The organism is bacterium, assembly GCA_030019025.1.
Classification (GTDB): domain Bacteria; phylum Hydrothermota; class Hydrothermia; order UBA1063; family UBA1063; genus UBA1063.
Genome location: JASEFR010000006.1, coordinates 1 through 15208, shown reverse-complemented (window position 1 = coordinate 15208; position 15208 = coordinate 1). Strand labels below are relative to the sequence as shown.

Genomic DNA, 15208 nt, shown 5'->3' with positions numbered 1-15208 from the left:
CTCTTTATCTTGTTTTTATTACTAACGATTTTCGTTAACATAAGTGGCGTAAAGGAGCAAGTGGCATTAGTGCTATCAAAATCCTTTTATTTTCCCTTCATTTACACACGCAATCTCTTACTTTTACTCTCTAACGTAGAAAGGCGTTCAATTCAACTCAGCATTGAGAATCAAAGGCTAAGAGAACAACTCAATAGTAAAGATTTTGCTGAAAACAATGTTGTTGATACATCAATCAATTCGTTCATAGGAGAAATCTTTCAATACTTTCCTATGGGAATCCCTGAGGAAATATTGGTCAAAGTTAAATCTAAAAAAATAGGAGATTTAGTTGAAGGTACCGTTGTTGATTTAAATGGCTATCTGATAGGGAAAGTCGAAATGCAAATAGGAGAGCAAGTCAGGATAAAAACAATTTATAACGAAAGCTTTAAAGTGGGAGTTGAGTCAATCAATCCATACTATACAGGAATTCTGCAGGGCGGAGAATTTCCAATGGTTTTATACATACCCGTTGACGCAGAAATTCACACGGGAGACACAATTTACACTTCCCGACTCTCAAGTTATGCAAAGCCTTACGCTCCAGTTGGTGTGGTGAAAAACTACCAGAAAGACATTGATAATCCAATTTTTTACAGAGCAAAAATCGAACCGTTCTTCAAGCCTTTTACCTCAAGGATTGTTGTGATCTATGGAAAATCAAAAAATTAGTACCACGGGCGTTATTTTATTAATACTTGCCTCGGCATCAACGGTCATACTCCCTAAAACTTTTCCTGACATTTCTATAATTGCATTGCTATATCTCTCCCTTAAATATGAGACACCCGCTTTGCTTTTCTGGGCATTTTTGAGCGGTTTAGTACACGACGGATTCAATATTGATAAAATCTGGGTCTCACCAATTGTTTTTCCTGTACTAACACTATCAACTAATTGGGCAAAGAGCAATTTCAATTTAACCTTCGCGCCCGCTAAATTAATTTTCGTAACAAGTTTTGTTACATTATCCTTTGTTATTTACTCTTTATTCTGGAACATAAACTTGATGGCAATCGGGTTTAAATTTATCCTAACCCTTGCCTTAGCTATAATTACAGCATTTTTAGTATGAGTAAAGTAAACGTTCTCCGAACTTTACTCTGGTTAATCTCTGTAATTATTGTAATAAGGCTATTTCAATTTCAGATAATTGAGCATGAGTCTCTCCTACAAAAGGCAACATACAATTTTCTCAAAGAATATAAAATTCACGCACCACGGGGCAAGATATACGATAGGAACGGTGTATTACTTGCGTACTGGAAGCCAGCCTTCCGCCTGATGGTAATACCCAAGTTTTTAAAAGATGAAGACTACGTGACTCTTAAAGAACTCTTAGGAGATCTAACAATTAATCCCGACACTCTGAAGCATAAAGGAAATTATATTGAGATTAAAGGAAATCTCTCTTACGAAGTAACCACAAAATTACTGGAAAAATCGCCGAATATTAAAAGTATCGTGATAGACGCAGATCCAGTAAGAGTTTACACACCTTACGCCAAATACGCCGCACACCTTATAGGTTATGTTGGTGAAGCATCTAAAGATGAAGTGAAAAAATTCAATCTCGACCCAGGGGATTTCATTGGAAAAGCCGGGGTAGAAAGAAGTTTCGATTTATTACTGCGGGGAGAAGATGGCGCGAGATTCATTGCTTTAGACTCAAGAGGGAATGTGGTAACTACTAATCCTCGACCTCCAATAGAACCAATAGAAGGCGAAGAGGTCTTGCTAACAATAGACATAAAAATCCAGGCTTTATTAGACTCCTTATTTTAAAATTATCCGCGCGGTGCTGCCTTTGGAATGAACATCAAGACAGGAGAAGTATTGGTATTTTACTCAAAACCCTATTTTAACCCCGAAAGCCTTATCGTTAAATGGAATTATTACACTTCGGACAAGGAAAAACCTTTACTGAACCGAGTCTTACAGGGACTCTATCCACCTGGTTCAACTTTTAAACTCATTACCGCCCTTGTAGGTTTATACACTGGAGTGATAAGTGAGCAAACAACTTTCTACTGTACAGGGGGGTTTACCTTTGGAAAGAGGACATGGCTTTGCTGGAAAACAGAAGGACACGGCCCACTCAATCTAACCCAAGCAATTGCGCAATCGTGTAACGTATATTTTAATAATGTTGGAGCAAAGATAGGAACGCAGAACTTCATAGAAACCCTTGACCACTTTAACTTACCTGAAAAAACCGGAATCGACTTAATCGGCGAATATTCAATTCTAATTCCAACTACCAAGATGATGAAGAACAAACTACTCCTTCCAAGTTCTGTTATCAACTGGTCTATAGGTCAAGGAGAAATCCAAGTCACCCCTGCATGGATGGCCTTAGTAACTGGATTAATAGCTGGAAATGGGAGGTGCGCTAAACCAATAGTAAGAAAAGGCGAGAAAACCGGATATATTACCCTAAATCTTCCTTTGGAACATTTTGACATCATAAAAGAAGGCATGCGGTTAACCGTTGAAAGCCCGCAAGGAACTGTGGGATATCTCTATGATCCTTCCTACAAAATAGCTGGAAAAACAGGAACTGCGCAAAACCCACACGGGAAAGAGCATTCCTGGTTTACTTGCTTTTTCCCTTATGATGACCCCACATACGTGTTAACTGTTGTTGTAGAAAATGCGGGGCACGGAAGTGAAGCAGCAGCCCCAATAGCTATCAATATTGCAAGGAGGATGTTGAGTGAAAAGAAATAGTGTCCTCATCACCAGCGCTTTATTTTTGACCGCTATAGGGCTTTTAGAGTTATATTTTATCAACAACTCCTACTTCTTTTCCCAACTTTCTAAGGCTTTAATCTTTACTGTCTTTCTTTTTACAATTTCTCTTTTCATTAGGAAGGAACACATTCTCAATTACGGACATTTGATATACTACTTTTCCTTAATTCTCTTGATAATCGTCTTAATAGCAGGTAAAGGAAGAGTTAACCGATGGATAAACCTTGGATTCATGCAACTCCAGCCCTCAGAAATCGCAAAGCTTGGCCTTATTTTAGCATTAAGTAAAATCCTCTCCAATACCCAAAGGCCCCTAAAAATCAGGTTGATTAAAGCCTTTGCATATACGTTATTTCCCTTTATTCTCGTGATGCTTCAACCAGATCTCGGGACCGCTCTAACTTTTCTCTTCATCGCCTTTCTTATGAGTTGGATATCAGGGCTTGACCCCTTTCTTACCAGACTTCTAATTCTAACCCCTATCACCATGATAGCCTCCGCTCATTTACTTTCAACAACTATCCTATTCTTAACTCTATTGATTTTTCTCTTAATTTCAAAAGAGGTGTTGTATAAAAAGATTTTAACTATCAGCTTTCTCACTGTTGTCAGTTTATCAACACCCTTTGTATGGAAAAAAATGTTAAAACCATATCAGAGATACAGGCTAACTGCTTTTCTAAACCCCGAAAAAAGTAAAAGCAGAGAAGGTTGGCAAATATACCAGGCAAAAATTGCCGTAGGCTCTGGCGGTATCTTTGGTAAAGGTCCCGGAAAAGGCACTCAAAAAGGCCTTGCATTTCTACCCGCTGCCCACACCGACTTCATGTTTACGAGCATTGGTGAGGAATTCGGTTTTGTAGGCCTTATTATTATAATTGTTACTTTTATGGCTTTTCTCAGTTTTTTACTTAGAAAAATAGAATTGAAAGAAGGCCAGGAAAAATTGATACTAACTGGCATTTTTGCTTACTTCTTTTTTCACTTTTCTGTCAATATCCTGTCAAATCTTTCCTTACTTCCAGTAGTTGGCATTCCGCTTCCCTTTATCACTTACGGCGGAAGCCATCTGCTTACTGAAATAACAGCAATATTCTTGGTTTTGAAACTGGAGGATTAATATGTGCGGTTTTTTCAGTATAATCTATAAAAATGATCAGAAAGAGTTGGGAAGCATCCTTACAAAAGCAGGATTCAGGCTCGCATACAGAGGATACGATACTGTAGGAATTGGCTTTATTAAGGATAACGGAACATTTGAGATAAGAAAGGCACCTGGAAAGATTCACAGGGTTTACAAAGACCTGAACTTCGAGGAAATAGAAGGTAAAAGGGGAACCATACAATTAAGATGGGCAACCTACGGAGCACCCTCCTATGAAAATGCACAGCCACACTTCGACTGCAAAAAAAGTTTAATCGGTGCCCACAATGGTAACATCGTTAACTCGCCATTCTTAAGAGAAAATTTGATCCAAAAAGGACACCATTTTAATGGCGAAAATGACGGCGAAACCCTCGTCCACGTGATAGAAGATTATTATAACTCATCAGGAGACCTTAAAGACTCTATATTCCGGTCGTACGAAATTCTGAAGGGTGACTATGCATTTTCCATAACCGCAGTGAATGAAAACAAATTTTACGCCGTTAAAAAGGGGTCTTCTTTATTCTTAGGAATAGGTGAAAACTTCATTGCTGTATCCAGCGATCTTGTTGCCCTCCTCGACCTTACCAAAAATATTGTCACCCTCTACGACGGAGAAATGGTTGAATTTACAGAGAGTGAATATACCATATATAATTTGAACACCCGCGAAAAAATCCATAGAGAGCCAGTTTACACGGAAATGGATATCAAAGATGCTGAAAAGGGAAGCTTTCCACACTTCATGATCAAGGAGATAAATGAAATACCAGAAAAAGCAAGGAATATTATTAATTTTCTCCCGGAATTCAAGAAACTTGACCAGATAGTGGATGATATTCTCACATCAAAGAAAAAATTTATAACAGGTAGTGGTACTTCTCTACACGCAGGCATTCTCGGAAGCTTTTATTTATCCCGAATAGCTAAAGAAATGTTTATACCGGTAGCTGCTTCAGAATTTTCAGAGAGATACGGGAATGTTATTGAAGATGGGGACCTTCTGTTTGTAGTTACTCAGAGTGGTGAGACGAAAGATGTAAAGAATGCCATGGATTCTTTTGGAAATAGGGGGAGAACCATTGGACTTATAAATGTTCTTGGTTCAAGCATCGCCTTGAGGTGTGACCATGTAATTCCCGTTCTCTCTGACCTGGAAATCAGTGTGCCTGCAACAAAGACCTTTGTAAATCAGGTAATTGCTCTCCTCTACCTTTCGATAGAAATTGCGAAAAAGAAAGGGCTCTCTTACCCTGAAATAAACTTCGAAGAATTACCGAAGAAACTTAGTGAAACCATAAAAATCGCCGAAACTCATAAAAATGAAGTAATAAAGGCCCTAATTCCTTGGAGAGATTTCTATGTGCTTGGATTTGGATTGACCTATCCCATCGCTCTTGAAGGTGCATTAAAAATAAAAGAAGTGGTTTACATCCATGCGGAGGGTATGTATTCTGCAGAATTCAAACACGGTCCCTTATCCATCGTTGAGGAAGAGTATCCAGTCATCTTTGTCGCTACTCTTAAAGACAAGCATATGATCCTCTCCCACATTAATGAAGTAAAATGCCGTGGGGGTAAAATAATAACCATTGCTCCCGATGATGCAGAATTAAGAAAGGAAAGCCACATATTTGTGCCCATCCCCGACGGAAACGAGTACCTTACTCCAATTCTATCTGTCATACCCTTGCAGATCATTGCGTATCACATGAGCATCCATAAAGGGATAGATCCTGATTTTCCCAAAAATATTTCTAAAACCCTTACCGTGGACTAAATGAAAATAATATGTATACTTGGGCCAACAGCTTGTGGCAAAAAGGAAATTGCTAAATATTTGCTAACAAAATTTGGTGACAGAGTTCACTTCATCTCATGTGATTCAAGAAAAGTTTACAGGTACATGGATATAGGGACCGCAAAACCGGAAAAGCCCTTCAGGGAATTTTTTGAGCTCATAGATATAAAAAACCCCGACGAAATTTACAGCGCAGGTGACTTTGCCAGAGACGCAGAAAAAGTAGCAACGCAGATTTTAAATAGGGGAAAAGTCCCTGTAATCGTAGGAGGTACGCCTCTGTATTACAAAGCACTCTTTTCTGATTTTTTTGAAGAACCTAAGAAGGATCCTGAAATAAGGCAATATTTACTCAATAGACTAAATGAGGAGGGCGTGGAAAAACTATACGAAGAACTAAAGATAAAAGATCCTGAGACTGCAAAAAAACTCCATCCTAAGGATTGGCTGAGGATCACAAGGGCTCTTGAAATCTACTATAACACAGGAATGCCTGCCAGTGAGGCAAGAAGGAAACTTCGCAAAAAAAGGATTTTTGAGCCCGAATATATAGGTATAACACAACAAAACGCTGAACTATACAGGAAAATCGAAGAACGCACGAAAAGAATGTTTTCAGAAGGCCTCATCGAAGAAACTAAAAAAATTCTTGAAATGGGATACGATGAAAAATTACCATCACTCAACACAATAGGCTACAAAGAAACCATCAAATATCTGAAAGGGGAATTTAAATTAGAAGAAGCGATATCTAAAACTATAAAAAATACTAAGATTTACGCCCGCAGGCAAAAAATGTTTTTCAAAAATTTTAAAAATGTTAGCTGGTTCGATATAACAAAGGAAATCAACGACCTGTTTAATAGGCTCGACGAAGAAATTTTAAAAAGGATATCCTAAATTTCAATATCCTTTAAATTAAAAACCGGCCCATCCTTACAGGCTCGAAAGTATCCCGAGCCATAAGGCTTTTTAACTGAACAACCAAAGCAAAGTCCAATTCCACAAGCCATAACAGTTTCAACGGAAACCCACACATCAGAAGTTTTAAAGTTCTTCAAATTTCTAAGCATGGGAACAGGACCACAAGCATATATAATTCTATCCTCCTGTTCATTGATAAAATCCGTAACTAACCCTTTCTGACCTTCAGAACCATCCTCAGTGATTAAAAAAATATTTAATTCCCTCAATAGATTAGCCAAGCCCTGAGGAGGCTTACTTTTCAATCCCCACAAAAACCTTTTGAAATTCCCTACTTTTTTGGCATAAAAATAGAGAGGACCAAGGCCCGAACCGCCTGCAACAAGAGTCGGATTAGGTAGTTCAGGAAATCCCTTTCCAAGAGGACCTAATAAGCTTAAAGGTTCTCCCTTTCTCTTTTCGGAGAGAAGTTCGGTTCCGATTCCTACTACCTTTATCAAAAACAAAAGACTTTTAGCATCTGCAAAAAAAACACTGAAGGGCCGTGAAAGAAAAGGGCTAAGGCCTTTGCTCACTCTTAGTTGAAAAAATTGTCCAGGAGAAATGGATTCCCCCCATAAGTTCTCAACCTCAAGCAGGAAAAAACCATCGCCCAAAAACTCGTTAGAAATTACCTTTGTACTTAGCAATTCCATCCTTAAGCACCTTCACAATATACTCAACCCATTCTTCTTTCATGGTAGGGAAAAGAGGCAAAGTGATCTGCATCCGGTAGGCCTCTTCAGTAACGGGAAGCGGCCTATACGGATAGTGCTTCTGAACAGCACTAAAAAGATGCAAAGGTTTATAATGGATACTGGTCTGTATCCCATGTTCGAATAGGAAAAGTCTCAAAGCATCCCTGTCTACCTTGGAAAAAACCGAAAAAATATAATTTCCAGAAAGTTGGTAATTTTCAAACGGTATAATAATTTCAGGAACATCTTCTAACAACTTCCGATAAAGCCCCACCAATTCTCTTCTCCTTTGATTAATCCATTCAATCTTTTTTAGCTGTGATAAACCAAGGGCAGCTTGAATCTCTGTGGCACGGTAGGTGTAACCAATTTCGTATATATCGTAATCCAGTTCTAAACCCTTATAACGCTCATATGATGTGCTCGAAATACCCTGAGACCTTAAGGATTTACATCTCTTGTATATATTCTCATCATTCGTTAAAATTACCCCTCCCTCTCCCGTTGTAATACTTTTGTTGGCATAAAGAGACATTCCTGCCACAATGCCAAAATTACCGGCCCTTTTACCTTTCCATATCGACCCGTGACAATGGGATGCGTCCTCAACTAAAACAAGGTTCTTCTCTTTACAGTACTTTTGAACTTCATCAATTCCTTCCATAAAGCCAGCGTATGCGACGTAAATAGCGTGAGTTGCTCTACCTTTGACATTTTCTATAGTATCGGGTGAGATAACAGGCTTTTGAAGAGATTCAATATCCGCAAAAACAAACTTTGCACCCATCCAAATCAGGGGTGTCAAGGTGGAAATGTAAGTAAATGATGGCAGGACCACAATACTGTCAGGCCCTATACCAGCAGATATATATGCAAGATGAAGGGCAGCTGTACCCGAAGAGACAAAAAGCGCATATTTAACTCCAAAATAAGACTCAAAAGCCCTCTCTAATTCGTTGGTTTTAGGTCCAAGGGATACCCAACCAGTTTTGATAGTTGATGACACTGCTTCAATGTCAGATTCGTCAAAAAAGGTTTCAAAAAGTGGAATTTTAAATCCCTTACTCAGTGTCAATTGCTCCGAGTTCCTGCAAACCGCCTTTCAAGGCCCTTTTTCTCGATAGCTTAAACCTACCTGCTTCATCAATTTCGATTACCTTGACCAGAACCTTATCCCCCACCTTCAAGACATCTTCAACCTTTGAAATTTTGGAGTCGGAAATTTCTGAAATGTGTAAAAGGCCTTCTTTATTAGGCAAAATCTCTACAAAAGCGCCAAAAGGAGCAATTCTCTTCACAACCCCCATATAAACCTTACCGAGCTCTACTTCCTGAACCATTTCATTAATCATTTCCTTAGCACCTTCAACACCTTCTTCACTGTAACCTGAAATAAGCACCCTCCCTGTAGTGTCATCAATCTCAATTTTGGTGCCAGTCTGTTCAATGATCTTTTTGATAGTCCTTCCTCCAGGTCCTATTACAAGACCAATTTTGTCAGTGGGAATTGTTATTGAAGACACCTTTGGGGCATAAATGGATACACTATCCCGCGGTTTGGAAATCGTTGCATTCATTATATCAAGAATAAAGAGCCTGGCTTTCCTTGCCCTCTCAAAGGTCTCTTTTATAATATTCAGCGGTAATCCCCTGATCTTAAGATCGAGTTGGATAGCAGTAATTCCCTTAGAAGTACCTGCAATCTTAAAATCCATATCACCATAGTGATCTTCTGCACCCACGATGTCCGTGAGCAAAACATACCGATCACCCTCTTTAATCAAGCCCGTAGATATCCCCGCACAAGCTGCTTTAATTGGTACTCCGGCATCCATAAGGGACAAAGAACCACCACAAACGGTAGCCATTGAGGTAGAACCATTTGACTCCAAAACATCTGATACAACTCTGATTGTGTAAGGAAATTCTTCCTCAGAAGGTATCAGAGGAGCCAGTGCCTTTTCTGCGAGATTTCCGTGCCCAATTTCTCTCCTTGAAACCCCTCTTAGAGGTTTAACCTCACCCGTAGAGAAGGGAGGAAAGTTATAATGAAGCATAAAACGTTTCTCTTCTTCTGGCTCGAGCTCGGAAAGCTTCTGAACGTCTTCTTTTGTCCCTAGCGTTGTTACAACAAGGGTCTGCGTCTCACCTCTCTTGAAGAGAGCTGAACCATGTGTTCTGGGGAGTATCCCAACTTCACAGGTAATCGGCCTTATTTCCTCAAATCCCCTTCCATCAACTCTTTTTCCCTCATTCAATGTCATCTCGCGAAGTGCTTTCCTTTCGAGCTCATAAAGTGTTTGATTTAACTCATTGGTTAAATCTTCAGATGGATAAGTGTTTTTGACATATTCTTCCGCTTTTTTTCTAATAGCATCAAGACTTTCATTGCGCAACTTCTTCTCACTAATGTGCATTGCATCAACGATATCCTTGTACACGAGATCCTTAATTCCGGAATAAAATTCATCGGAGATTATCAGCCTCTGATACGGAACTTTCGACTTTCCTATTTTTTCTCTAAGTTCATTTTGAAAATCCTCTATTTCCTTAAGATATGGTATGGCAAATTCAATAGCCTGAAATACAACGCCTTCCGGAACTTCTTTACCGCCAAATTCAATCATGTTAATCTCGCCAGAAGAACCTGCAACAAGCAAATCGAAATCACTTTGCTCAATTTGAGAATTTGTCGGATTAAGGACAAATTCCCCGTTTATTCTTCCAACCCTACAGGCTGCTATGGGACCATCAAATTCGATTTCCGAAATGTGTAAACAGGCAGAAGCGCCTATTATCCCGAGAAAGTTTGTTTCATTCTCAAGATCATAAGACAAAAGATATGCTATGACTTCTATCTCATTCATCATATCCTTAGGGAATCTCGGTCTTATAGCCCTATCAATAGCCCTTCCATGCAGGATTTCTCTCTCTGTGGGTTTACCCTCTCTCTTCAGGTAACCACCGGGTATTTTACCGGCAGCGTATGACTGTTCTCTATATTCAACAAGTAGCGGGAGAAAATCCCTTTTCTCCTTTGACTCCTGGGTTACAACGGTTACGAGAAGTACTGTATCACCGTAAGATATTAATAGGGAAGATGTCGCCTGGTTTGCAACTCTACCTACTTCAATTTTTAGCGTCCGGCCAGCAATTTCACGTTCTAAAGAAAAAATCATCCTCTAATACCCAGCTTATCAATGAGTTCAGCATATCGGGCGAAATTCTCTCTCCTTAGGTAATTTAAAAGCCTCTTTCTTTTACCAACCAATTTGATTAAACCAGTCCTGGAATGCACATCCTTACGATGTACTTTAAGATGTTCTGTCAGATCTGCAATTCTCTTGGTCAATAGAGCAATTTGTATCTCCACAGAACCCGTGTCTTTTTCATGCTTTCTCCATTCTTTAATTATTTTTTCCTTCTCTTCCTTGCTAATGGTCATGAGAATTCTACCTCCATTTTTTCAGTTTAAATAAAAAACAAAAGCGGGAGACGGGACTCGAACCCGCAACCACCGGCTTGGAAGGCCGATGCTCTACCATTGAGCTACTCCCGCACATTTTAAAAGAACTTTTTTTCAACCCTTAGACGGGACTCGCCCCGCAACCATCCCCCGCATAGGGGATGCTCTACCATTGAGCTACTCCCGTTTTTTATTCTCACCTACTTTTTAAAGAACCAGACAGACTTGTCCTACAACCCAAAACATTTAAATATGGAGGGGGGTGGATTCGAACCACCGAAGGCCTAAAGCCAGCAGATTTACAGTCTGCCCCCTTTGGCCGCTTGGGTACCCCTCCATCATTCCCAGCTGGCGGAGGGATTTGAACCCCCGACCTGGTGATTACAAATCACCTGCTCTGCCGACTGAGCTACGCCAGCAACTTTAACAAAGAACAACCTCTGTTAGTATTTTAAATTTATAGTAAAGGAAGCGAATAGTCAATCTAAGCCAGATAACACACTACAAATATAAAGACTCTCCGTCTTTGAATATTCAGCCTTTTTGTTCTAAAATTTCCTACAACCAAAGGAGGAAGAATAATGGCAAAAAGATGTGATATTTGCGGGAAAGGTCCATTATATGGTAACAACGTTTCTCATGCCAATAAAAAGAGCTCAAGACGCTGGCTTCCAAATTTACGCAAAGTTGAGATAGAAGTAGATGGTTATTTGGTAAAAGCTAAAGTTTGTTCGAAGTGCTACAAAAAATTAAGAAAATCGGAATAGTCGCCCTTGTTGTCTCGTTCTTAACTGGGGCGACTTATATCGTTTTTAATTTATACTCGAAAATCCTAATACAAAAGTATCTGGAGAAGTCCTTAAATGAAAGGTGCAAAATAAGTGGTTATCATTTCAACATTTTTGGAAATTTGAATTTTAAAGAGTTAAAACTAGGAGATGCACTTTTAGTAAAGAACTTCACTCTCAAGTACAATCCCTTTTCTCTTATTTTTCTCAGGACTATAAGTTACATCCATGCCGAAGAATTTACAATCTATCCCTACAAGTTAAAAGGAACCGGCAATAAGAAAAGCCCTTCTTTTACCACAACATTAACAATCCCTGTCCAGTTCGAGGAAATAAGGATTAAAAAAGGTATAATCGTTCTGGATACAACAAAAATTGAGCTAAATTTCATTTACCTCACCGGTGAAGGCACAGGCAAACCCTATAGAATAAGAAGCTACATCAACGAAATATACTTTGAGGATGAAAACTTTTATTTTTACAGTGACATACTGATAAAAAACAACACAATCCTGATCAAGGATATGGAAATCCAAAACAACAAACTGGGCATTTCTGGTACCTTCGGAGCAATATATTTACCTGACTCAGCAAGACTAAAGATAAGTCTTATCAAATTACAACAAAACAGTGCAAAAGAACTAAATCTCCTTTATTTAATAAACAACGGCAAACTTTTTTTAAATGCCCGGGAAATTAACGTCCAAGGGCAAACCTTTAAAGATGTTTTTGCTGTAATGGACCAGGAATTCCCTGACTCTTTAATAATTGAAAAAGTCTTATTCAAGTACAGAGAAAATACAATTAACGGAAACGGGGTTTACTTAATCAAGGAAGGCAAGCTCTCAATTGGTGCACTCGATATTTCCCTTAACGAAGCAGGGCTAACGGGGTATATCACTTCAAGCCTAGAGTTTGAAAAAGGTAAACTTTTTGGAAAATTCAGCTCCAGTAATCTAAAGTACCTTAATTCCGAAGATTTTCAAATAAACTGTAAGTTCTCCTTTTATGACAGCAAACTCAACATCAATTTAGACAACATTACATCTACGAACTCCAACTTATCAGGAAAAGTCGTATTTACCGATAACAAGGCAAAAATTGTTGCTAACGGAGTTCTTTCACTGTCCGACCTTTTAAAAGACTTAGGAGGCATTGCCCACTTTAATATAAATTACACGCTTGGAAGAGATTACAGAGAGGGTTATGCTATCTTTAAAGCGAAGGCACTAAATTATGAGAAAACCAGCGCTAAGGAAATTCTCCTTACCATCTCGTCAAAAGGTCAAATAGACAGCTTAAAAATATTCGGCAAAGAATTAATGGCATCAAACTTACAGGCTGACTCAACAATAACTTTGCTTGTTTCCGATGAACTTAAGCACTTTTACATAACTCTCTCTGCTTTCCAAAACTGCTCATCGCTCAAAGGTAATTTTTTCTTTAGCAATTTAGGTGGTAAAAACTTTGACTTTCAAGTCACCAATTTGCAATTCCTTGTAGGAAAAACCGACACGTTTGAGATAACAGATCCCATAAATGTAGTCAAAAGGTATAACAAAGTATCCATTGACAGCGGTAAAATATGGGTAAACTCCTCTCCAGTCTTACTTAAAGCTAATCTTGATTTATCTACGAAAGAAATTGATGCGCAATTTTTGATTAATACACTAAAAATCAACAACTTAGCAGGAATTAGTTCGATATTATCAGGCTCACTCTACATTAGCGGAACCCTCGAAACTCCAAAGGCAAATGCGTGGATTCAGGCAGAAAACTTAAACTTTAGAGAATACAAAGACCTAAAATTATGTGTTTTTGCAAAAATCTACGAAAATGGCGTTATTCTTGATACTGTTTCAATTCTTGGCCCTTCGACGGATGTTGAGCTTAATGGTTTTTTTCCTCTAACTTTTTCCTTACTGCCTTTTAACTTCAAACCAGAGAATCAAGGGAAGTATGAAATCGAAGCAAGAATCCGTGATTTACCAGCTGAAAAAATAAACAACTTTACAGATAAACAACTAATATTGAATTCGCTCAATATATACGGGGAAGTGAAAATTTATGGTACATACGGATCACAGCCATATCTTTCGGGATTTCTAAGGAGCGAGAACATGTCGGGTATTTATACTCCTATACAACTTGAATTTTCCAAAGGTGAGATATTTACCGAACTTGAAGGAGATGGTTTTAAAATCAAGAGAGGAACCGCCCTTGTCGACCATGGAACAGTGAAAATATATGGACATGGTAAAAAGCTATTCGAAAAAAAGAGAGAAATATTCCTCACTTTTTCAGGCACCAACGTTACCCTATATCCATCTTATAACCTCTTTGCCTCAGGTGACACCAAAATTGATGTTTTAATCAGAGAAGATGGTATTATAGTGAAAGGCGATGCACTGATTAAAGAGGCAACAATTTTCCAAAGCATAAGACCACCAAAAGAATCTCACTCCCAATTTCCTCAAAATTTGAATCTCCTCCTCAATTTGCACCTCGAGGGTAATACCTTTTTGGTAAATGAGCTGGCAGATATTGAAATCAAAGGTAATCTTGTTTACCAGATAATGGGTGGTAAAATGCTTTTAGATGGGACTGTTGACGTAGTTAAAGGGTATTTTCTCTACTTAGATCGAATCTTTGATATCCAATCCGGATATGTGAATTTTAACTCTTCAGAAGACTTAGAACCGGAGTTTAATTTAAAAGCTTTCTCAAAGGTTGACACCTTCAATGTTTACCTTACGCTGGCTGGCACTATGAGAAATCCTCAAATTACACTAACTTCTGAACCACCCCTTGATGAGTTAAACATAATCTATCTTTTAACTCTTGGCAAACCATATGGCGACACGACTTCATCAGGGATAGAAGAGCTACAGGAGCTTAAAAATAGGGCTTTCACCCTGGCAAGCACTCTAATATCACAAAGCCTTAGAAGAACATTGAGGTTTCAAGAATTAAGGCTGTCCAGTTCCGAAACCACTGAAAATCCAGCACTTCTCATAGGGTTTTATCTAAATCCTCGCTTCTATCTCTGGTACTCGCACGATATCTTTGATATAACCAAGGACATGTTTAGAATAAGATACAAAGTTAACAATAATTTCGGAATATTTGCAGAGCGAGACCAAGAGCATAGGCTTTTCATAGGTCTTGACTATATTTATGAGTTCTAAAAAGTTTGCACACGTGGTGATACCAAGAACAAGCTTAGACCATTTTACTTACTCCATACCGGAAGAACTATTTGAAAAAACTTACCCGGGGGCGGTTGTTATTGTTCCATTTCAAAGAACTCGGTCAAAGGGTGTAGTCTGGGAAATCATTGATACCCCAGATTTACCTGAAGAAAAAATTAAACCGATAGAAGAAGTTCTTACTTCGGAGTTTGCAACAACTGAACCCTACCTTAAGCTTGCCGAATGGATGCGAGATTACTATCTGTGCAGTCTGGCTGACATCATACCTCTTCTATTTCCACCAGGAGTCGTTGAGAGGGGGGCTTACATTTATAAATTGTCAACTAAAAAAGATATA

General features: G+C 38.7%; 13 protein-coding genes, 3 tRNA genes and 1 pseudogene. 10 read left to right on the top strand and 7 right to left on the bottom strand.

Going from position 1 to position 15208, the window contains the following annotated elements:
* Positions 1–9: 9 nt before the first annotated feature.
* The 7 genes and pseudogenes from QMD82_02440 to miaA all read left to right on the top strand — a co-directional run bounded on the left by QMD82_02440 (position 10) and on the right by miaA (position 6644).
* Entirely contained in the window at positions 10–714 is a 705-nt protein-coding gene (locus tag QMD82_02440) for a rod shape-determining protein MreC (protein MDI6850777.1), read from the top strand.
* Complete coding sequence (locus QMD82_02435; protein ID MDI6850776.1) at positions 695–1117, top strand: hypothetical protein; 423 nt, start codon at positions 695–697, stop codon at positions 1115–1117. The genes QMD82_02440 and QMD82_02435 overlap by 20 nt, the downstream gene beginning before the upstream one ends.
* Positions 1114–1827, top strand: a complete 714-nt coding sequence (locus QMD82_02430; protein ID MDI6850775.1) for a hypothetical protein — start codon at positions 1114–1116, stop codon at positions 1825–1827. The genes QMD82_02435 and QMD82_02430 overlap by 4 nt, the downstream gene beginning before the upstream one ends.
* A gap of 24 nt (positions 1828–1851) precedes the next feature.
* A pseudogene (locus QMD82_02425) lies at positions 1852–2772 on the top strand (penicillin-binding transpeptidase domain-containing protein).
* The gene (gene rodA, locus QMD82_02420; protein ID MDI6850774.1) at positions 2759–3916 is read left to right on the top strand and encodes a rod shape-determining protein RodA; all 1158 of its coding nucleotides are present in this window, start codon (positions 2759–2761) and stop codon (positions 3914–3916) included. Before QMD82_02425 ends, rodA begins: the two are co-directional and overlap by 14 nt.
* A 1-nt stretch (position 3917) precedes the next feature.
* Complete coding sequence (gene glmS / locus QMD82_02415) at positions 3918–5723, top strand: glutamine--fructose-6-phosphate transaminase (isomerizing) (protein ID MDI6850773.1); 1806 nt, start codon at positions 3918–3920, stop codon at positions 5721–5723.
* Positions 5724–6644 (top strand): tRNA (adenosine(37)-N6)-dimethylallyltransferase MiaA, encoded by a 921-nt coding sequence (gene miaA / locus QMD82_02410; protein MDI6850772.1) that lies wholly within the window; start codon positions 5724–5726, stop codon positions 6642–6644.
* On the opposite strand, the gene QMD82_02405 is transcribed toward miaA, so the two are convergent.
* From QMD82_02405 to QMD82_02375, 7 genes are all read right to left on the bottom strand, one after another.
* A complete protein-coding gene (locus QMD82_02405) occupies positions 6641–7363 on the bottom strand; it encodes a dihydroorotate dehydrogenase electron transfer subunit (GenBank protein MDI6850771.1) in 723 nt (240 codons plus the stop codon). The genes miaA and QMD82_02405 overlap by 4 nt on opposite strands.
* The gene (locus QMD82_02400; GenBank protein MDI6850770.1) at positions 7332–8480 is read right to left on the bottom strand and encodes a DegT/DnrJ/EryC1/StrS aminotransferase family protein; all 1149 of its coding nucleotides are present in this window, start codon (positions 8478–8480) and stop codon (positions 7332–7334) included. The genes QMD82_02405 and QMD82_02400 overlap by 32 nt, the downstream gene beginning before the upstream one ends.
* Complete coding sequence (locus QMD82_02395) at positions 8467–10584, bottom strand: polyribonucleotide nucleotidyltransferase (GenBank protein MDI6850769.1); 2118 nt, start codon at positions 10582–10584, stop codon at positions 8467–8469. Before QMD82_02395 ends, QMD82_02400 begins: the two co-directional genes overlap by 14 nt.
* Positions 10581–10850: a 30S ribosomal protein S15 gene (gene rpsO / locus QMD82_02390; GenBank protein ID MDI6850768.1), complete on the bottom strand. Its 270-nt coding sequence runs from the start codon at positions 10848–10850 to the stop codon at positions 10581–10583. The genes QMD82_02395 and rpsO overlap by 4 nt, the downstream gene beginning before the upstream one ends.
* Positions 10851–10892: 42 nt before the next feature.
* Positions 10893–10964: transfer RNA gene (locus QMD82_02385), tRNA-Gly, on the bottom strand.
* 160 nt (positions 10965–11124) lie between these two features.
* Positions 11125–11208: transfer RNA gene (locus QMD82_02380), tRNA-Tyr, on the bottom strand.
* A 9-nt stretch (positions 11209–11217) separates the two neighbouring features.
* Positions 11218–11290 (bottom strand) — tRNA-Thr (locus QMD82_02375).
* Between the two features lie 162 nt (positions 11291–11452).
* Here QMD82_02375 and rpmB point away from each other — a divergent pair.
* The 3 genes from rpmB to QMD82_02360 form a co-directional block, all read left to right on the top strand.
* The gene (rpmB, locus tag QMD82_02370; GenBank protein ID MDI6850767.1) at positions 11453–11638 is read left to right on the top strand and encodes a 50S ribosomal protein L28; all 186 of its coding nucleotides are present in this window, start codon (positions 11453–11455) and stop codon (positions 11636–11638) included.
* Positions 11608–14847 (top strand): translocation/assembly module TamB domain-containing protein, encoded by a 3240-nt coding sequence (locus QMD82_02365; GenBank protein MDI6850766.1) that lies wholly within the window; start codon positions 11608–11610, stop codon positions 14845–14847. The genes rpmB and QMD82_02365 overlap by 31 nt, the downstream gene beginning before the upstream one ends.
* On the top strand, positions 14837–15208 hold a 372-nt coding region (locus QMD82_02360; protein MDI6850765.1), incomplete at its 3' end, for a hypothetical protein. The genes QMD82_02365 and QMD82_02360, both read left to right, overlap by 11 nt.